We start from the raw sequence: 18,444 nt of genomic DNA, 5'->3' as shown, positions 1-18,444 counted from the left end.
CACTGGGCCAGCTCCCCATCGACAAGGACCCTTTCCATGATCCGCCTCGCCTGGCTACTGCTCGCCGGCCTCACCCTTGGCCACCCCCTGCCCTCGCTCGCCGATGAGGACCCCGACCGGCTCCCCGCCTACCAGCAGCGCTTCGACCGCGAGCGCCCGCTGGTGGCGGTGATCGGCGAGAACGGCATGACCGAGCTGGTGGACTACGTCATCCCCTACGGGTTGCTTTCCCGGTCCGGGGTCGCCGAGGTCGTCGCGCTCTCAACGCGCCCCGGGGCGATGCAGATGATGCCGGCGCTGCGCCTGCTGGCCGATGCCGATATCGACGCATTCGACCGCCGCCACCCCGAAGGCGCCGACTACGTGATCGTGCCGGCGGTGCACCACAGCGACGACCCGACGCTGCTGCGCTGGGTCAGGCAGCAGGCCGACAAGGGCGCGACCCTCGTCGCCATCTGCGACGGCGCGCTGGTGCTCGGCAACGCCGGGGTGCTCCAGGGGCGCCGCGCCACCGGCCACTGGTATTCGCGCAGCCAGCGCGAAAGCGACTTCCCCGACACCCGCTGGGTGGATGACCGCCGCTACCTGGCCGACGGCAAGGTAATCACCACGGCGGGAGTCAGCGCCGCCCTGCCCGCCACCCTGGCCCTGGTGGAGGCCATCGGCGGCCGCGACAAGGCACGGGCGCTGGCAGCAGAAATCGGCCAGCCGGGCTGGTCGTCACGGCATGACGGCACAGGCTTCCAGCTCGGGGCGGGCGGCTACCTGACGGCCGCCGGCAACCTCCTCGCCTTCTGGAGGCACGAGGAACTGGGCCTGCCGGTGCAGCCGGGCGTGGACGAGATGGCCCTGGCCCTGCGCGCCGACGCCTGGTCGCGGACGTTCCGCTCCGAGGCGCTCGCCCTGGCCGAGACGGCCGAGCCGATCCGCACCCGCAACGGCCTGGTCCTGCTGCCCGAGCCCGTGCAGGGGCACCCGGGCATCACCCGCCTGGCCGGGGACGACGCACCGCTGGCCCAGCTCTTCGACAGCACCCTGGCGGCCATCGCCGACCGCCACGGCCCGGACACCGCCGACCTGGTGGCGCGCCAGCTGGAATACGCGCCAGGCCTGAACGAATGATTCCACGGGGGGTTCAAACGCCTTGCGAAGCCGCCACTTGAACCGAGCAACTGCTTGGGTGCACCCTAGCCGGCACCGCGGTAACACAAGAACAAGGACCCCGCCTCATGTACGAAATCAGCCTTCATGCCGTGCCCGATGAGGTGCGCAAGCGCGCCTTCATCGACAACGACGCCTACCTGCGTCTCTACCAGCAGTCCGTGGACAACCCCGAGGAGTTCTGGAGCGAGCAGGCCACGGCGTTCCTCGACTGGTTCAAGCCCTGGGACCGGCTGCACAGCAGCGACCTGCGCCAGGGCCAGGCCGAGTGGTTCAAGGGCGGCAAGCTCAACGTCAGCTACAACTGCATCGACCGCCACCTGGAGAAACGCGCCGAACAGGTCGCCATCATCTGGGAAGGCGACAACCCCACCGAGTCCGCGCAGATCACCTACCGCAAGCTGCACCAGCACGTCTGCCGCCTGGCCAACGTGCTCAAGGCGCGGGGCGTGAAGAAGGGTGATCGCGTGTGCATCTACATGCCGATGATTCCCGAGGCGGCCTACGCCATGCTCGCCTGCTCGCGCATCGGCGCCGTGCATTCGGTGGTGTTCGGCGGCTTCTCCCCCGACGCCCTGCGGGACCGCATCCTCGACGCCGACTGCCGCGCCGTGATCACCGCCGACGAAGGCGTGCGCGGCGGCAAGTACGTGCCCCTGAAGCAGAACGTCGACAAGGCGCTGAAGGACTGCCCGGACGTCTCCACCGTGGTCGTGGTCGAGCGCACCCAGGGCGAGATCGCCTGGGTCGAGGGCCGCGACATCTGGTACCACGAGGCCCTGCGCGGCGCCTCGGACGAGTGCGCACCGGAATGGATGGACGCCGAGGACCCGCTGTTCATCCTCTACACCTCCGGCTCGACCGGCAAACCCAAGGGCGTGCTGCACACCACCGGCGGCTACCTGCTGGGCGCGGCGATGACCCACAAGTACGTCTTCGACTACCACGAGGGCGACATCTACTGGTGCACCGCCGATGTCGGCTGGGTCACCGGCCACAGCTACATCGTCTACGGTCCCCTGGCCAACGCCGCCACCACCCTGATGTTCGAGGGCGTGCCCAGCTACCCCGACGCCTCGCGCTTCTGGCAGGTGATCGACAAGCACCAGGTGAACATCTTCTACACCGCCCCCACCGCCCTGCGCGCCCTGATGCGCGAAGGCGACGCGGCCGTGCGCAGCACCTCGCGCGCCAGCCTGCGCCTGCTCGGCAGCGTCGGCGAGCCGATCAACCCGGAAGCCTGGGAGTGGTACTTCCACGTCGTCGGCGAGAAACGCTGCCCCATCGTCGACACCTGGTGGCAGACCGAGACCGGCAGCATCCTCATCACCCCGCTGCCCGGTGCCACGGCACTCAAGCCCGGCTCGGCCACCCGCCCCTTCTTCGGCGTGCAACCGGTGCTGCTGGACGAACAGGGCAAGGAAATCGAGGGCGCGGGCTCCGGCGTGCTCGCCATCAAATCAAGCTGGCCGAGCCAGATCCGCAGCGTCTACGGCGACCACAAGCGGATGATCGAAACCTACTTCTCCGCCTACCCCGGCTACTACTTCACCGGCGACGGCGCACGCCGCGACGAGGACGGCTACTACTGGATCACCGGCCGCGTCGATGACGTGATCAACGTCTCCGGCCACCGCATCGGCACCGCCGAGGTGGAAAGCGCCCTGGTGCTGCACGACGACGTGGCCGAGGCCGCGGTGGTCGGCTACCCGCACGACGTGAAGGGCCAGGGCATCTATGCCTTCGTCACCACCATGAAGGGCGTGGAGGCCAGCGACGAACTGAAGAAGGAACTGCTGGCGCTGGTGGGCAAGGAAATCGGCAGCTTCGCCAAGCCCGACCTGATGCAATGGGCCCCCGGCCTGCCGAAGACCCGCTCGGGCAAGATCATGCGCCGCATCCTGCGCAAGATCGCCTGCAACGAGCTGGACAGCCTGGGCGACACCTCCACCCTGGCCGACCCCTCGGTGGTCGACAGCCTCATCGACAAGCGCTTGAACCAGTAGATAAAGCTTGAAGCCGGGAGCTGGAAGCCTGAAGAATCCCCAGGCGCCAGCTTCCTCCTTCAGCCTCGAACTCCCGACGATGGAACTCCTACGTACCCGCATCGAAAGCCAGATACTCAGCCTCACCGGCGCCTCCCTCGGGCAGATCGACCTGGAGAACCCCAAGGGCGATCCCGGCCTGTTCGGCCCGGACTCCATGGCCTGGAAGGTTCATGGCGACTTCACTTCGATGATGATCGGTGGCATCAGCGCGCTGCTGTTGCAGATGTTGCACCCCCTCGCCCTGGCCGGCGTGTGGGACCACTCGAACTTCCGCCAGGACATGCTCGGTCGCCTGCGCCGCACCAGCCTGTTCATCTCCGGCACCACCTACGGCAACACCCGCGATGCCGAATGGCTGATCGACAAGGTGCGCACCATCCACCTGCAGGTGGTCGGCAGCGCGCCGGACGGCCGCCCCTATGCGGCCAGCGACCCGGACCTGCTCACCTGGGTGCACGTCGCCGAGGTCAGCAGCTTCCTCGGGGCCTACCTGCGCCACCTCGACCCGGCGATGCCCGGCGCCGACCAGGACCGCTACTACGAGGAAATCGCCCTGGTGGCCGAACGCCTGGGTGCCCGCAACGTACCCAAGTCGCGCCAGGCCGTCGCCGACTACCTGGAGGCCATGCGCCCGCAGATGCTCTGCGACGAGCGCACCCTCGAAGTGGTGCGCCTGCTGCGCGATGCCCCAGCGCCCAGTGCCCTGGCCAAGCCCTTCGGCAACCTGATGATGCAGGCCGGCATCGAGCTGCTGCCCACCTGGGCCATGACGATGCTCGGCCTGCGCCTGCCCGACTGGCAGCGCCCTCTGATCCGCGCCGGCGTACAGCGCACAGCACCGATGCTGCGCTGGGCCCTGCGCAACGGCGCCTCCAGTCGCGCACGCCGGCGCATGGGCCTGCCCACCCGCTGAGTGGCTGGCCGGTCACTCGGCCCTGTGCGACCATCGCCTACTTTCCGGTCATGACCTGAACCGAACCCCAGCCTCGAGGACAGAAATCATGCAAGACGTCGTCATAGTCGCCGCCACCCGCACCGCCGTCGGCAGCTTCCAGGGCTCGCTGGCCAACATCCCCGCCCCCGAGCTGGGCGCCGCGGTGATCCGCCAGCTGCTGGCCCAGACCGGCCTCGACGGCGCCCAGGTGGACGAGGTCATCCTCGGCCAGGTGCTCACCGCAGGTTCCGGCCAGAACCCCGCGCGCCAGGCCGCCATCCTCGCCGGCCTGCCCAACGCCGTGCCGGCCATGACCCTGAACAAGGTCTGCGGCTCCGGCCTCAAGGCCCTGCACCTGGCGGCCCAGGCGATTCGCTGCGGCGACGCCGAGGTGATCATCGCCGGCGGCCAGGAAAGCATGAGCCTCGCCCCCTACGTCATGCCCGGCGCCCGCACCGGCCTGCGCATGGGCCACGCCAAGCTGGTCGACACCATGATCCAGGACGGCCTGTGGGACGCCTTCAACGACTACCACATGGGCATCACCGCGGAGAATCTGGTGGAGAAGTACGGCATCAGCCGTGAAGCCCAGGACGCCTTCGCCGCCGCCTCCCAGCAGAAGGCCTGCGCGGCCATCGAGGGCGGGCGCTTCAAGGACGAGATCACCCCCATCCTGATCCCGCAGAAGAAGGGCGACCCCGTCGCCTTCGCCACCGACGAGCAGCCCCGTGCCGGCACCACCGCCGAAGCCCTGGCCAAGCTCAAGCCGGCGTTCAAGAAGGACGGCAGCGTCACCGCCGGCAACGCCTCCAGCCTCAACGACGGCGCCGCCGCCGTGCTGCTGATGAGCGCCGAAAAAGCCAAGGCCCTGGGCCTGCCGGTGCTGGCGCGCATCGCCGCCTACGCCAACGCCGGCGTCGACCCGGCGATCATGGGCATCGGCCCGGTCTCGGCCACCAGGCGCTGCCTGGAAAAGGCCGGCTGGAACCTCGGCGAGCTGGACCTGATCGAAGCCAACGAAGCCTTCGCGGCCCAGGCCCTGTCCGTGGGCCAGGAGCTGGGCTGGGATGCCGAGAAGGTCAACGTCAACGGCGGCGCCATCGCCATCGGCCACCCCATCGGCGCCTCCGGCTGCCGCGTACTGGTGACCCTGCTGCACGAGATGATCAAGCGCGATGCGAAGAAGGGCCTGGCGACCCTGTGCATCGGCGGCGGCCAGGGCGTGGCGCTGGCAATCGAGCGCTTTTAGTGGGTTCCCGCGTGCGCGGGAATGACGGTGCGTTAGGGAAGCCCCGCGCACCTCGTCACCCCCGCGAACGCGGGGGGCCACTGAAACAGAACGAGGGCTATTTAGTGGGTTCCCGCATGCGCGGGAATGACGGTGAATGAGGGAAGCCCCGCGCACCTCGTCACCCTTGCGAACGCTGGGGGCCACTGAACAGCCCCGCCCGCTTTGCTAAACTGCGCGACCTTTCCTGTACCTGCGAGACGCCGCGCATGCCTTCCAACCTCCCCCAGGCGCTGCGCGCCGCACTCGATGCCCGCCAGCCCCTGCTCGCCGAACTGCATGCGCAAGGCACCGACTGCTATCGCCTGTTCCACGGCAGCCAGGAAGGCGCCTCCGGCCTGACCATCGACCGCTACGGCCCGCAACTGCTGGTGCAGAGCTTCCACCAGACGCTGCAACGGGACGAGCTGCTGCAAGCCGTCGCACAGGTGCAGGAACAACTCGGCGAGCCACTGCTGCCGGTCTACAACGACCGCTCCCAGGGCAACTCGCGCATCGATCGCAGCGACCCCGTATACCAGGCCGAACCGGACGCACTGGTCGACCTCGTCGGCCACGAGTGGGGCCTGAACTACCGGGTACGCGGCCGTCATCCCGGCCAGGACCCGCTGCTCTTCCTCGACCTGCGCAACGCCCGCGGCTGGGTAAAGCGCCATGCTGCCGGCAAGTCGGTGCTCAACCTCTTCGCCTACACCTGTGGCGTCGGCCTGGCTGCCGCAGCGGGCGGGGCCAGCGAGGTGTGGAACCTCGACTTCGCCGAGGGCAACCTGGCCGTCGGCCGCGAAAACGCTGCGCTCAACCCCGGGCTCACGCCCATGCGCTTCGTGCAATCGGACTACTTCCCCGCCATCCGCCAGCTCGCCGACCAGCCCATCGCCCGCCGCCACGGGCAGAAATTGCCCAGCTACCCGCGCCTGGAACAGCGCCGCTTCGACCTGGTGTTCCTCGACCCGCCGGCCTGGGCCAAGAGCGCCTTCGGCACCGTCGACCTGCTGCGCGACTACCAGAGCCTGCTCAAGCCGGCGATCCAGGCCACTGCCGAAGACGGCACGCTGATCTGCTGCAACAACCTGGCGAAGGTGGACATCGAGAACTGGCGCGAGCAGGTGCTGCGCTGCGCCAGCAAGCTCGGCAGACCAGTGCGGGAGTGGGAACAGCTACCGCCGGCGAGCGACTTCCCCTCCCTCGATGGGCGTCCGCCGCTGAAGACCCTGGTGCTGCATTTCTGAAGCGAGAACCGCCCAACGAAACCACCCGCAACCGTCTGTCGGAACCTTGCGGCCGTGCCATACTCCAAGCCACCTCCGCCGGGATAGTCGACGCCTCACCATGCACAAAGGATTGAAACGCGCCATCAGCGCCTTGCTGATCGTCATCGCCCTCTACAGCCTGCTCGGCTTCCTGATCATCCCCGGGGTCGCCCTGCGCGTGGTCAACCAGCAACTGGCCCAGTACGCGAAGGTCCCCGCACGGCTCGAGCGCATCCAGCTCAACCCCTTCAGCCTCGAGCTGACCCTCTGGGGGCTGCACATCGGCGAGGCGGGCAAGGAGCAGATCGGCTTCCAGCGCCTGCACGCCAACCTGCAGCTCGACAGCCTGTGGACCGGGGCCCTGCACCTGGCCGAGGTGGAGCTGGAGAAGTCCACCACCGAAGTGCTGTTCGCCAAGGACGGCACGCTCAACCTGAGCCAGCTGTTCCAGGTCCCGCCCAGCGAACCCAAGGCCGAGGAGCCCGCCAGCGACCCGTTCCCGCTGCGCATCGACAGCGTGCGCCTGGTCGAAGGCGGCCTGCACTTCCAGGACCTGCGCCCGAGCGACGCCATCGAGTTCGTCTACGACTCGCTGAACCTCGAACTGAAGAACCTCAGCACCCTTCGCGACGACAACACCGACATGCTGCTGGTCGCCACCGGCCCCTATGGCGGCCGCATCGACTGGCAGGGCAGCCTGAGCCTGGTGCCCTTCGCCTCCAAGGGCGAGCTCAAGGTCACCGACGGCAACATGAAGGCCTTCTGGCCCTATGTGCGCGACGCGGTGCCCCTGGCGCTGGAGAAGGGCACCATCAGCCTCGCCACCCAGTACCACCTGAGCCTGGCCAAGGGCACCGAACTGAAGCTGGAACAGACGGCGATCAAGGTCGCGCCCTTCGCGATCAAGGCCCCGGACGGGCGCCCACTGGTCAACCTTGAGAGCCTGGAAGTCAGCGAAAGCTCGCTGGACCTCGCCAAGCAGCAAGTGGTGGTCGGCAAGATCCGCAGCCAGAACCTGGAGACCTGGGCCGCCCGCGAAGCCGATGGCCAGCTGGACTGGCAGAAGCTGTTCGCCGGCGACGCCAAGGCCCCGGCGAAGGAGACTCGGCAAGAACAGGAACCGGCAGCGAAGGACGCGAAAGCCGCCGAGCCCGCCCCGGACGCCCAGCCGGCCCAAGCCAAGCAGGAAGCCCCCGGCAAGCCCTGGCAGGTGCTGCTGCGCGACGCCCAGCTGCGCGGCTACAAGGTGCACCTGGCCGACCGCGTGCCGAAGAGCCCCGTGCAGATCGACGTCGGCCCGCTGAACCTCGACCTCAAGGACTTCGACAGCCTGGGCGAGTCGCCCTTCCAGCTGGCGGTGGACACCGGCCTCGGCAAGCAGGGCAAGCTCAAGGCCGAAGGCCAGGTGCAGCTCAAGCCGACCACCGCCAAGCTGAAGGTGGAGACCCGCGACATCGACCTGCGCGTGGCCCAGGCCTACATGGAGCCCTTCGTGCGCCTGGAGCTGCGCAGCGGCATGCTCGACAGCAACCTCGACGTCGCCCTGGCCGGCACCGAGCCCCTGGCACTGACCATCACAGGTCGCGCGCTGGTCAACCAGCTGCACACCCTGGACACGCTCAAGGAGCGTGACTTCGTCAAATGGCAGCAACTTCTGGTGGAGGGCCTGGCCTATCGCCATGGCGAGAGCCTGTCCATCGACAAGGTCGGCATCAACCAGCCCTACGCACGCTTCATCATCAACGAGGACCTGACCACCAACGCCAGCGACCTGGTGATCAAGCAGCCCGCCGCCCCCAACGCCAAGCCCGAGCCCGCCGGCAAGCCGCTGGACATCCATGTCGGCGCGGTGAGCATCAGCAACGGTTCGGCCAACTTCGCCGACTTCAGCCTGACGCCCAACTTCGCCACGGCCATCCAGCAGCTCAACGGCGAGATCGGCACCCTCGACACCCGCACCCGGACGCCGGCCACGGTCGACATCAAGGGCAAGGTCGACCGCTACGCCCCGGTCACCATCAAGGGCAGCCTGACCCCCTTCGACCCGCTGGAGTCCCTGGACATCGCCACCAGCTTCAAGCGGGTCGAGCTGACCACCCTGACCCCCTACTCCGGCAAGTTCGCCGGCTACCGCATCCGCAAGGGCCGCCTCAATCTCGACCTGCACTACCAGATCGAGAAGGGCCAGTTGAAAGCGCAGAACCGCCTGGTGCTGGAACAGCTGCAACTGGGCGAGCAGGTCGACAGCCCGGATGCGGTGGACCTGCCGATCAAGCTCGCGGTGGCGCTGCTCAAGGACACCGAAGGCAAGATCGACATCGAGCTGCCGGTCGCCGGCAACCTCAAGGACCCGCAGTTCAGCGTCGCCCCCATCGTCTGGCAGACCCTGCGCAACCTGGTGCTGCGCGCAGCGCAGGCGCCGTTCAAGTTCGTCGCCGGGCTGGTGTCCGGTGGCGGCGACCAGGACCTCAGCAATGTCCCCTTCGCCGCCGGCAGCAGCGAGCTGTCCACCGATGCACAAGGCACCCTGGACACCCTCGCCGCCGCGCTCAAGGAGCGCCCGGCGCTGCGCCTGGAAGTCGAAGGCATGAGCGCCATGTCCAGCGACGGCCCGCTGCTCGCGGCCCAGCGCCTGGAGCGCGAATACCAGAACACCTACTACAAGATCGCCCAGCGCCGTGGCGACAAGGTGCCCGCCGAGCCGGCCCAGCTGGAAGTGCCGGAAGGCGAGAAACCGCCGATGCTCGAAGGCATCTACCGCACCCGCCTCAAGCAGCAGCCGCCCGCCGAATGGAAAGACCTGGGCAGCGACGAGCGCACGGCGAAGATGCGCGAGGCGGTGATCGGCTCCTGGGCGCAGAGCGAGCTGCTGCTGCGCCAGCTGGCCCAGGCCCGCGCCGCCAATATCAAGGACTACCTGGTGGACCGTGGCGGCCTGCAGGACGAGCGCGTGTACATGCTCGACGTCAGCCTCGGCGAGGCGGACGCGGACGGCAAGGTCGACACCCCCCTGCAACTGGGCAGCGAATAGCTGCCCGGGCCCCTGGAATTCCCCTTCTTTCCATCTGTCCAAGCGGCTGTGTTGCACGAGTTTTCGTGCGGCACCCGGCCCTGCTGACAGCCGCGCCACGGCGGCGTAGGCTGAAATCCCAACCTGAATGACGGAAGCATTCGTGAAGATCCTCCCCCTGCTCGCCCTGCCCCTGCTCCTGGCCGCCGCATCCGCCCAGGCCTCCTCCACGCTGCGCTGCGAAGGCGGTGGCCTGATCAGCCAGGACGACAGCACCTCGCAGGTGCAACGCAAGTGCGGCGACCCCGCCAGTCGCTCCAGCCTGGGCTACCGCGAGAAGGTCGATCGCTACGGCAACACCAGCGAAGTGCTGGTGGAGGAATGGGTCTACGGGCCGCGCAACGGCATGTACCAGTACCTGCGCTTCGAAGGGAACAAGCTGATCAAGATCGAGAGCAAGCGTGGCGACTGACAGCCACGAACCGGCAGTGCTAGGCTCTGCCACCCAATTTTCCCCGGACAGGATGCCCACCATGAAGAGACTGCTGTTTTCCCTGCTCGCGCTGCCGGCCCTGCTGCTGGCCCACGAAGCATCCGCCGCCACCTTCCGCTGCGGCAGCGCGCTGGTCAGCGAGGGCGATCGCGCCGTCGAGGTGCAGCGCAAGTGCGGCGACCCCGTCAGCCGCAACCTGATCGGCTACTCCGAGACCCGCAGCGGGCGCCAGGAGATGCAGGTGGAGGAATGGGTCTACGGGCCGGTCAACGGCATGTACTACTACCTGGACTTCATCGGTGGCCGCCTCAACTCGGTGGAAAGCAAACGCGACTGACCCACCCCTGAATCCGATCCGCGACAAGGACGTCCCGCTTGGTCATTCTCCCCGCCGAACACCCGCTGGACTGGAAACGTCCGCCCGTCATCACCCTGCTGCTGGTCATCCTCAATACGCTGATCTACCTCGCCTACCAGGGCGGTGACAGCGAACGCACCGAGGTCGCCACGCGGCTCTATCTCGACGGGGGCCTGCTCAACCGCGAACGCACACTGTTCATCGAGAGCCTGGCGCAACGCCATGAGCTGGACGCCGACGAACGCCACGGGATCGACGCCGCGCGCCGCCAGGACCTGGCCGGCTACGTGCTGCGCGACCTGGAGTTCGAGGACCAGCTGCACCGCTCCGCCGCCTATCAGGCCGACCCCGCCTGGCAGAAGGCACGCGCGAGCGCCGAGGCGGCCCGCGACCGCATCAGCAGCTACCGCTTCGGCTTCGTGCCCAAGCGCTTCACCGTCGAAGGCCTGTTCGGTGCGATGTTCCTGCACGGCAGCTTCGATCACCTGCTGGGCAACATGATTTTCCTGTTCATCTGCGGCTTCGCCCTGGAGCGGGCCCTGGGCCGCACCGCCTACCTGGCGCTCTACATCACCAGCGGCCTGGCCTCGCATCTGCTCTGGTGGGCCCTGGACCCGGGCTGGGTGCCCGGCATCGGCGCATCCGGCGCGGTCGCCGGCCTGATGGGCATGTACATCGGCGTGTACGGGCTGAGGAAGATCAACTTCTTCTACTGGCTGGGCCCGCTGATCGGGTACTTCAAGGCTCCCGCGCTGTGGATCCTGCCAATCTGGATGGGCAAGGAGCTCTATGGCCTGTTGCTGGCCAACGACCACGTCAACTACTACGCGCACCTGGGCGGGCTCGGTTTCGGCTTCCTCGGCACCTGGCTGCCCCGCCGCCTGGGCGGGCTCAAGGTGGACGAGCAGTACCTGGCCAAGGAAGACCCGGACGCGCCCTTCAAGCGCGAGCTGGCGGCACTCGACCAGTTGATCGGCCGCTTCGCCCTGGACCAGGTGCCGGCCCGTGGCCTGGACCTGCTGAGCCGCTACCCCGGCCGCCTCGAACTGCTCGAACGCCTCTACCCGGTGGCCAGGACCCGCAACGATGCGCCGTTGATGAGCGCCGTGCTCAAGCAGCTCTTCGCCCTGCCCAACCCGAACCTCGCCCACTCGCTGCTGTGCCGCCTGGCCGATGATTCCAGCAATGCGCAGAACCGCCTGCTGCAGCACCCGGCCATCCAGTTGCACCTGCTACAGGGCTTGCTGAAGGTTGGCGAAGGGCCGCGGGCATTGGCCCCGTGGCGTGCCCTCGGCCGGGCTGCCACGCCGCCGGCCCAGCTTCCCGGCCTCACCCTGATGCTGGCCAAGCAACTCGGCCAACGCCGGGACCTGCGCGGCGTCGCCGAGCTGGCCAGCTTCATGCGCAAGGCCTTTCCCGAAGCCGAGCAGACGCACCAGTTGGGCCTGTACCAGCAACACCTGGCGCGCTGAACCTCTACGCCCTACCCGACCGCCACCGCATCGCCCAACGAAAAGCCCCGGGTGGCGGCCCGGGGCTTTTCGTCGAAACTATGGGTCAGAGCTTGCTGCTGAAGTCGCGCAGCTCGTCCTGGGCCTTTTCCTTGGTCCAGCCATAGCGTTCCTGCAGCTTGCCGACCAGGTATTCGCTGTGGCCTTCGGCCACGTCGATGTCGTCGTCGGTGAGGTTGCCCCAGCGCTCCTTGAGACGGCCGCTGAGCTGCTTCCACTTGCCTTTGATGATGTCGGAATTCATGGCGCTCTCCTTCGGTTGCGTGCCGGCCGCCCGATCATGGGCGACCGGCCACAGGGTTTATTCAGCGGACTTCAGGCCGTCGGCCGATACCGCGGTCACACCCTTGATGGTCTTGGCGGTGCTGATCGCCAGGTCGCGCTCGGCGTCACTGGCGACCACACCGGAGAGCGAAACGACGCCCTTGTTGGTTTCGACCTTGATGTCCAGGGCGCTGAGATTCTTGTCGGCCAGGAAGCTGGATTTCACTTTGCTGGTGATCCAGGTATCGGAAACGGCCTCTTCAGCCTTGTTCACGGTTTCGCTGGCAGCCAGCATGGTGGGCTGTGCAGCGAAGGCGGTGCCGGCCAGCGGCAGGCTCAGGGCGGTAGCGGCTACGGCAGCGAGGGTCCACTTGTTGAAAGACTGTTTCATGGTTGTTCTCCTATGTTCTACAGGTCTCTGCAGCGTTGTCCTGTCTGCAGTCACTGTAGATATCGCAAGGCCTGTGCCAAGCCGGAGAACAAAAATTAAACCTTATTTATCAATAATTTAGAAAAACAAGCCAAGCGCGACCTACTTGCAGATTGCAATTTTCAGCCAAGCGGCACGTGCACTTTGCACGATCGATCCATTCAGTGGGACGCGAGCCGATCGAGCGTCGACTCCAGCGCCCCCACCTCCTCCAGAAGCGGAGAACCGGGGTAGCGCGCCCGGATATAGCCCAGCAGCTTGCGCGCCGGTTCCACCTGTCCCAGGCCCTCGGCGAAGCCGCGCGCGGCCATGAGGTAGGCTCGAGGAATGAAGGGGTAGTCGGGGAAGCGCTGGTGCAGATTGCGCAGCAGGCTGAGCCCCTCGCGCACCTTGTGGCGATCGATCAGCGCGCCGGCGATACGCTCGCAGACCTGGGCATCCGCCGGCATGTAGTCGGCCTGCAGCTGGCGGGCATTGAGCAGGGCAGTGGCGCCGAGGGGAGCGTTCAGCCGCGCCGCCAGGGGCAGGTAGTGCTCGAGGTGCCGCAGGCAGCGCGAGCGGTCGTTGAGGCCGAACAGCAGCTGGTGGAAGCGCTCGTTGAGCTTGAGGTCGTCGGGATCGCGCTGCAGCGCCTGGGTCAGGGTTTCCAGCGCGGTGCCGCTCTGGCCCTCCTTGATGCGCACCTCGGCCTCGGCCAGGGCGCGGCGGCGTCGCCACTCTGCGGCAGGGAAGCCTTCCTGGGCGCCCTCCTCGGCGATGGCGAAGCCCAGGGCACCCTGATACTGGAAGACCGCATAGCCCATCATGCTGCACATCACCACGCCGAAATAACCGAACAGGAAGGCGGCGATGGGCAACAGCACCACACGGGGCAGCCCGTGGGAAAGCAGGTAGGTGACGTAGTCCGGCGACTGCCAGAGGGCGAAGAGGAAGATGCAGAGGATGAGGTAGCGCCAGCCCATGGCCTTGATCACCTCGCCCAGTTGTTCGGGACTCAGCGCCGCACCCAGCTCCTTGTTCAGCGCCAAGCGGATGATGCTGGCGGGCATCAGCAGCATCAGGCCGATATTCACAGCCCAGAACAGGGCTTCGCTCTGGAAGTCGGCGGCGAGCCAGAGCACGCCGAAGGCGACGAGGAAAACCACCAGTTGCTTGATGAACAGCGAGAACCCCTCGCCGACGAAGGCAGTGGCCAGGCCGGGGGCCTCTCGCCCGCCTTCGCTGGCAGCCTCGATGACGCTGTGGAAGTACTTGGTGGCGATGCTGAACAGTGCGATCCAGAGAATGATCGAACGCGGCATGAACAGGCTGGCCAGGGCCAGAAGCCCGGCGAAGGCCAGGGGGCCGGTCTGCAGGCCGTAGAGGAAGAACTGGGGAATGCGCTCCCAGAAGGGCTGGGCGGTATTGGCTGCGCCGAGGAAATGCAGCGGCGCCCGGCACAGCGGGCAGGTCGGTGACTCATTGGGCTCGTCGGCATTGAGTGGAATGCAGCAATCGCCGAAGTGGCGCTCGCAGGGCGGGCAGTGCCAGGTGGCAGGCTGGGCCTGGTGGTACTTGCAGTAGGTCTTGTCCATGACCTGGCTTCCTTGGGTCGGATACTGGCGGCGCGCCATTTTCCGGGAAAAAAAAGAGGGCCCGCAAGGGGCCCTCTCTCATTTACCGTCGCCGGGGCTTAGACGCCCGAAGCTTCAGCCGCTTCCACGTCTTTCATGGAGAGCTTGATGCGGCCGCGGTTGTCCACGTCCAGCACCAGTACCTTCACTTCCTGGCCTTCCTGCAGGACGTCGGTGACCTTGTCGATGCGCTTGTCGCTGATCTGCGAAATGTGCACCAGGCCATCTTTGCCCGGGAGGATGTTGACGAAGGCGCCGAAGTCGACGATGCGCTCGACCTTGCCGACGTAGACCTTGCCGATCTCGGCTTCCGCGGTGATGCCCAGTACGCGCTGGCGCGCGGCCTCGGCAGCTTCCTTGGTTTCGCCGAAGATCTTCACGCTGCCATCGTCTTCGATGTCGATGGAGGCCTTGGTCTCTTCGCAGATGGAGCGGATGGTGGCGCCACCCTTGCCGATGACGTCACGGATCTTGTCGGTGTCGATCTTCATCGCGATCATGGTCGGGGCGTTGGCCGACAGCTCGGTACGAGACTGGCCGATGACCTGGTTCATCTGGCCGAGGATGTTCAGGCGCGCTTCCAGAGCCTGCTCCAGGGCGATCTCCATGATCTCTTCGGTGATGCCGTTGATCTTGATGTCCATCTGCAGCGCGGTCACGCCCTTGGCGGTACCGGCTACCTTGAAGTCCATGTCGCCCAGGTGGTCTTCGTCACCCAGGATGTCGGTCAGGACGGCGAACTTGTCACCTTCCTTCACCAGGCCCATGGCGATACCGGCTACCGGTGCCTTCATCGGTACACCGGCGTCCATCAGGGCCAGGGAGGCGCCGCAGACGGAAGCCATGGAGCTGGAGCCGTTGGATTCGGTGATTTCCGATACGACGCGGATGGTGTAGGGGAACTCGTCGCTCTTCGGCAGCATGGCTGCGACACCACGACGGGCCAGGCGGCCGTGACCGATCTCGCGACGGCCGGCGCTGCCCATGCGGCCGCACTCGCCCACGGAGAAGGGCGGGAAGTTGTAGTGCAGCATGAAGCCGTCTTTGCGCTCGCCTTCCAGGGTGTCCAGCAGCTGGGCATCGCGGGCGGTGCCGAGGGTGGCAACGACCAGGGCCTGGGTTTCGCCACGGGTGAACAGGGCGGAACCGTGGGTCTTGTCGAGGACGCCGACTTCGATCTTCAGCGGACGTACGGTGCGGGTGTCGCGACCGTCGATGCGCGGCTTGCCGTTGACGATGTTCTCGCGGACGGTGCGGTATTCCAGGAGGCCGAAGGCGTCCTTCACTTCACCGGCGGGGAACTGACCGGCTTCTTCGCCAGCGAAGCGGGCGACGACCTGGTCGCGCAGCTCGCCGAGGCGGTTGTAGCGGTCCTGCTTGATGGTGATGGTGTAGGCCTGGGAGATGGCTTCGCCGAACTCGGCCTTGATGGCACTGAGCAGGGCGGTGTTCTCGACCGGGGCGGTCCAGTTCCAGGCCGGCTTGCCGGCTTCGGCTGCGAATTCCTTGACGGCGTTGATCACGGCCTGGAATTCCTGGTGGGCGAACAGCACGCCACCGAGCATCTGGTCTTCGGTCAGTTCCTGGGCTTCGGACTCGACCATCAGCACGGCGTCCTGGGTACCGGCGACGACCATGTCCAGGCTGGAGGCCTTGAGCTGCTCGTAGTTGGGGTTCAGCAGGTAGCCGGTGCTCTCGTGGAAGGCCACGCGGGCGGCACCGATGGGGCCGGCGAAGGGAATGCCGGAGATGGCCAGGGCAGCGGAAGTACCGATCATCGCAGCGATGTCCGGATCAGTCTTCTTGTTGGTGGAGACGACGGTGCAGATGACCTGCACTTCGTTGAGGAAACCTTCCGGGAACAGCGGGCGGATCGGACGGTCGATCAGGCGCGAGGTCAGGGTTTCCTTCTCGGAAGGACGGCCTTCACGCTTGAAGAAACCACCGGGGATGCGGCCGGCTGCGTAGGTTTTTTCCTGGTAGTGGACGGACAGCGGGAAGAAGCCCTTGCCCGGATCAGCCTGCTTGGCGCCGACCACGGTCACCAGCACGGTGACGTCTTCGTCCATGGTGACCAGAACGGCACCGGAAGCTTGACGGGCGATGCGGCCAGTCTCGAGGGTTACGGTCGATTGACCGAACTGGAATTTCTTGATTACCGGGTTCACGGTGTCTTTACCTTCTCTTTGTTGCCTTTGGGGGAAATCTGCGGAAGGCACGGGAATCGGCCCGTCGTCCTCCTCGAAAAAAGCCTGAAGCTGGAAGCCAGAAGCTGGAGGCAGGGCCAAGGCCCCACTTCCAGCTTCCGACTTCCAGCTTCCAGCTCGAGTGCGTCTTAGCGACGCAGACCCAGACGACCGATCAGGGCGCTGTAACGAGTGGTGTCCTTACCCTTCAGGTAGTCCAGCAGCTTGCGGCGCTGGTTGACCATGCGGATCAGACCACGACGGGAGTGGTGGTCTTTGCCGTTGGCCTTGAAGTGATCCTGCAGCTTGTTGATGTTGGCGGTCAGCAGTGCAACTTGCACTTCCGGAGAACCGGTGTCGCCTTCAGCTTGCTTGTACTCGTTAACGATCTGGGCTTTCTCAGTAACGCTCAGTGCCATGATGGGCTTCCTCTGAGGTAATAGGCCGGGAACGAATCCCGTGTTTTAAAGGGAGGAGTGACCGTGCCTATTAACAGCCACCCTCGAATCGGTCATTCCGACCGAATCAGTCGACGCGGCGCTACACGCCCGTCATCGCTCACTTCACCGATGCCGATGAAGCGACCGTTGTGATCCTGCACCCGCAGCATGCCGAACTTCGGCGCCTCGGGAGCCCTTACCGGCTGGCCATGCAGCCAGTAATAGGCACTGTGTTCGCTCAACTGGACCAGGGGCCAGTGTTCCAGGCCGCTGTCCTCGGGCAGGAGGAACCGGTCCAGTGCCTCGTTGCCGCCTTCGGCGTGGGCTTTCTCCAGCTCATCCAGGGTGATGGCCTGGGCCAGCGAGAAGGGGCCTGCCTGGGTACGACGCAGTTCCGCTACATGCGCCCCGCATCCAAGCACCTGGCCGAGGTCTTCGACCAGGGTACGGATGTAGGTGCCTTTGCTGCAGGCCACGGCGAGTCTCGCCTGGGCGGACTCGAAGGCCAGCAATTCCAGGCGCGCAATAGTAACAGAACGCGCTTCGCGCTCCACTACCTCACCCGCGCGTGCCAGCTTGTACAGCGGCTGGCCGTCTTTCTTCAGCGCCGAGTACATCGGGGGTATCTGCTTGATTTCGCCACGGAAATCAGCGAGACGGGCCTCGATATCGGCACGACCGACGGTCACCTCGCGACGCTCGAGGACTTCGCCTTCCGCATCCCCGGTGGTGGTGGTGACGCCGAGCTGGGCCAGGGTCTCGTAGCCCTTGTCGGCGTCCAGCAGATACTGGGAGAACTTGGTCGCCTCGCCGAAGCACAGCGGCAGCACGCCGGTGGCCAGGGGATCGAGGCTACCGGTGTGGCCGGCCTTCTCGGCATTGAGCAGCCAGCGCACCTTCTGCAGGGCCTGGTTGGAACTCATGCCACGGGGCTTGTCGAGAATCAGGATGCCGCTGATGTTGCGGCGGATGCGCTTCACCTGGGCCACGGTTATTCCTCGCTGTCGCCCTGGTGCTTGCGATCCTCGGCCACGGCGCGCTCGATGAGCGCCGACAGCTCGACGCCGCGACGGATGCTGGCGTCGTAGTTGAAGTGCAGCTGCGGCACGGTGCGCAGCTTCATCGCACGGCCCAGCTGCATGCGCAGGAACCCGGCGGCATCGTTGAGGATGTCGGTGTTCTGCTTGATGACTTCGGCGTTGTCGTCCTGGCCCATCACGGTGATGAACACCTTGGCGTGGGACAGGTCACGGGCCACGTCGCAACCGGTGATGGTCACCAGGCCCAGGCGCGGGTCCTTGATTTCACGTTGGATCAGCAGTGCCAGCTCGCGCTGCATCTGATCGCCGATACGTTGGGTACGGCTGTATTCTTTTGCCATTTCCTGCTACCTGCACTCTCCCCCGGGCCTAGAAACCAGGGGGTTCAAAAGCGGCAAACGCCCGGCCGAGCGGAAGC

General features: G+C 66.4%; 16 protein-coding genes. 9 read left to right on the top strand and 7 right to left on the bottom strand.

The annotated features are described in order from the left end of the window. Positions 1–36: 36 nt before the first annotated feature. The 9 genes from WFQ67_RS28885 to WFQ67_RS28845 all read left to right on the top strand — a co-directional run bounded on the left by WFQ67_RS28885 (position 37) and on the right by WFQ67_RS28845 (position 12,014). On the top strand, positions 37–1,122 hold the full coding sequence (locus tag WFQ67_RS28885; RefSeq protein ID WP_337058889.1) for a DJ-1/PfpI family protein: 1,086 nt from the start codon (positions 37–39) through the stop codon (positions 1,120–1,122). A 107-nt stretch (positions 1,123–1,229) separates the two neighbouring features. Then, a complete protein-coding gene (acs, locus tag WFQ67_RS28880; RefSeq protein WP_173179158.1) occupies positions 1,230–3,167 on the top strand; it encodes an acetate--CoA ligase in 1,938 nt (645 codons plus the stop codon). A 79-nt stretch (positions 3,168–3,246) separates the two neighbouring features. Continuing rightward, entirely contained in the window at positions 3,247–4,122 is an 876-nt protein-coding gene (locus tag WFQ67_RS28875; RefSeq protein ID WP_337058888.1) for an oxygenase MpaB family protein, read from the top strand. Between the two features lie 88 nt (positions 4,123–4,210). After that, the gene (locus WFQ67_RS28870) at positions 4,211–5,392 is read left to right on the top strand and encodes an acetyl-CoA C-acetyltransferase (RefSeq protein WP_337058887.1); all 1,182 of its coding nucleotides are present in this window, start codon (positions 4,211–4,213) and stop codon (positions 5,390–5,392) included. 248 nt (positions 5,393–5,640) lie between these two features. Then, positions 5,641–6,660 (top strand): class I SAM-dependent rRNA methyltransferase, encoded by a 1,020-nt coding sequence (locus WFQ67_RS28865; RefSeq protein ID WP_337058886.1) that lies wholly within the window; start codon positions 5,641–5,643, stop codon positions 6,658–6,660. Between the two features lie 100 nt (positions 6,661–6,760). Beyond that, positions 6,761–9,712, top strand: coding sequence for a DUF748 domain-containing protein (locus WFQ67_RS28860; RefSeq protein WP_337058885.1), 2,952 nt, complete (start codon positions 6,761–6,763; stop codon positions 9,710–9,712). Between the two features lie 142 nt (positions 9,713–9,854). Further along, entirely contained in the window at positions 9,855–10,163 is a 309-nt protein-coding gene (locus WFQ67_RS28855; protein WP_236205936.1) for a DUF2845 domain-containing protein, read from the top strand. 61 nt (positions 10,164–10,224) lie between these two features. Further along, the gene (locus WFQ67_RS28850) at positions 10,225–10,521 is read left to right on the top strand and encodes a DUF2845 domain-containing protein (protein WP_111260156.1); all 297 of its coding nucleotides are present in this window, start codon (positions 10,225–10,227) and stop codon (positions 10,519–10,521) included. 38 nt (positions 10,522–10,559) lie between these two features. Continuing rightward, positions 10,560–12,014 (top strand): rhomboid family intramembrane serine protease, encoded by a 1,455-nt coding sequence (locus tag WFQ67_RS28845; RefSeq protein ID WP_337058884.1) that lies wholly within the window; start codon positions 10,560–10,562, stop codon positions 12,012–12,014. 85 nt (positions 12,015–12,099) lie between these two features. Here WFQ67_RS28845 and WFQ67_RS28840 read toward each other — a convergent pair whose 3' ends face one another. The 7 genes from WFQ67_RS28840 to rbfA all read right to left on the bottom strand — a co-directional run bounded on the left by WFQ67_RS28840 (position 12,100) and on the right by rbfA (position 18,367). Next, the gene (locus tag WFQ67_RS28840; protein WP_021217892.1) at positions 12,100–12,297 is read right to left on the bottom strand and encodes a CsbD family protein; all 198 of its coding nucleotides are present in this window, start codon (positions 12,295–12,297) and stop codon (positions 12,100–12,102) included. A gap of 57 nt (positions 12,298–12,354) precedes the next feature. Beyond that, positions 12,355–12,708 carry a BON domain-containing protein gene (locus tag WFQ67_RS28835; RefSeq protein ID WP_173178960.1) on the bottom strand — a complete coding sequence of 118 codons (354 nt, stop codon included), beginning with the start codon at positions 12,706–12,708 and terminating at the stop codon, positions 12,355–12,357. Between the two features lie 200 nt (positions 12,709–12,908). Continuing rightward, on the bottom strand, positions 12,909–14,321 hold the full coding sequence (locus tag WFQ67_RS28830; RefSeq protein WP_337058882.1) for a hypothetical protein: 1,413 nt from the start codon (positions 14,319–14,321) through the stop codon (positions 12,909–12,911). Positions 14,322–14,419: 98 nt separating this feature from the next. Beyond that, complete coding sequence (pnp, locus tag WFQ67_RS28825; RefSeq protein ID WP_337058881.1) at positions 14,420–16,528, bottom strand: polyribonucleotide nucleotidyltransferase; 2,109 nt, start codon at positions 16,526–16,528, stop codon at positions 14,420–14,422. Between the two features lie 167 nt (positions 16,529–16,695). Then, the gene (gene rpsO / locus WFQ67_RS28820; protein ID WP_111260160.1) at positions 16,696–16,965 is read right to left on the bottom strand and encodes a 30S ribosomal protein S15; all 270 of its coding nucleotides are present in this window, start codon (positions 16,963–16,965) and stop codon (positions 16,696–16,698) included. Between the two features lie 92 nt (positions 16,966–17,057). Continuing rightward, positions 17,058–17,975 carry a tRNA pseudouridine(55) synthase TruB gene (gene truB, locus WFQ67_RS28815; RefSeq protein WP_337058880.1) on the bottom strand — a complete coding sequence of 306 codons (918 nt, stop codon included), beginning with the start codon at positions 17,973–17,975 and terminating at the stop codon, positions 17,058–17,060. A 2-nt stretch (positions 17,976–17,977) separates the two neighbouring features. Continuing rightward, positions 17,978–18,367 carry a 30S ribosome-binding factor RbfA gene (gene rbfA, locus WFQ67_RS28810; protein WP_173178968.1) on the bottom strand — a complete coding sequence of 130 codons (390 nt, stop codon included), beginning with the start codon at positions 18,365–18,367 and terminating at the stop codon, positions 17,978–17,980. Between the last annotated feature and the right edge of the window lie 77 nt (positions 18,368–18,444).

The sequence above is a fragment of the Pseudomonas sp. USHLN015 genome (assembly GCF_037153275.1).
Taxonomy (GTDB): Bacteria; Pseudomonadota; Gammaproteobacteria; order Pseudomonadales; family Pseudomonadaceae; genus Metapseudomonas; species Metapseudomonas tohonis.
This window is presented reverse-complemented; position numbering and strand designations above follow the sequence as displayed.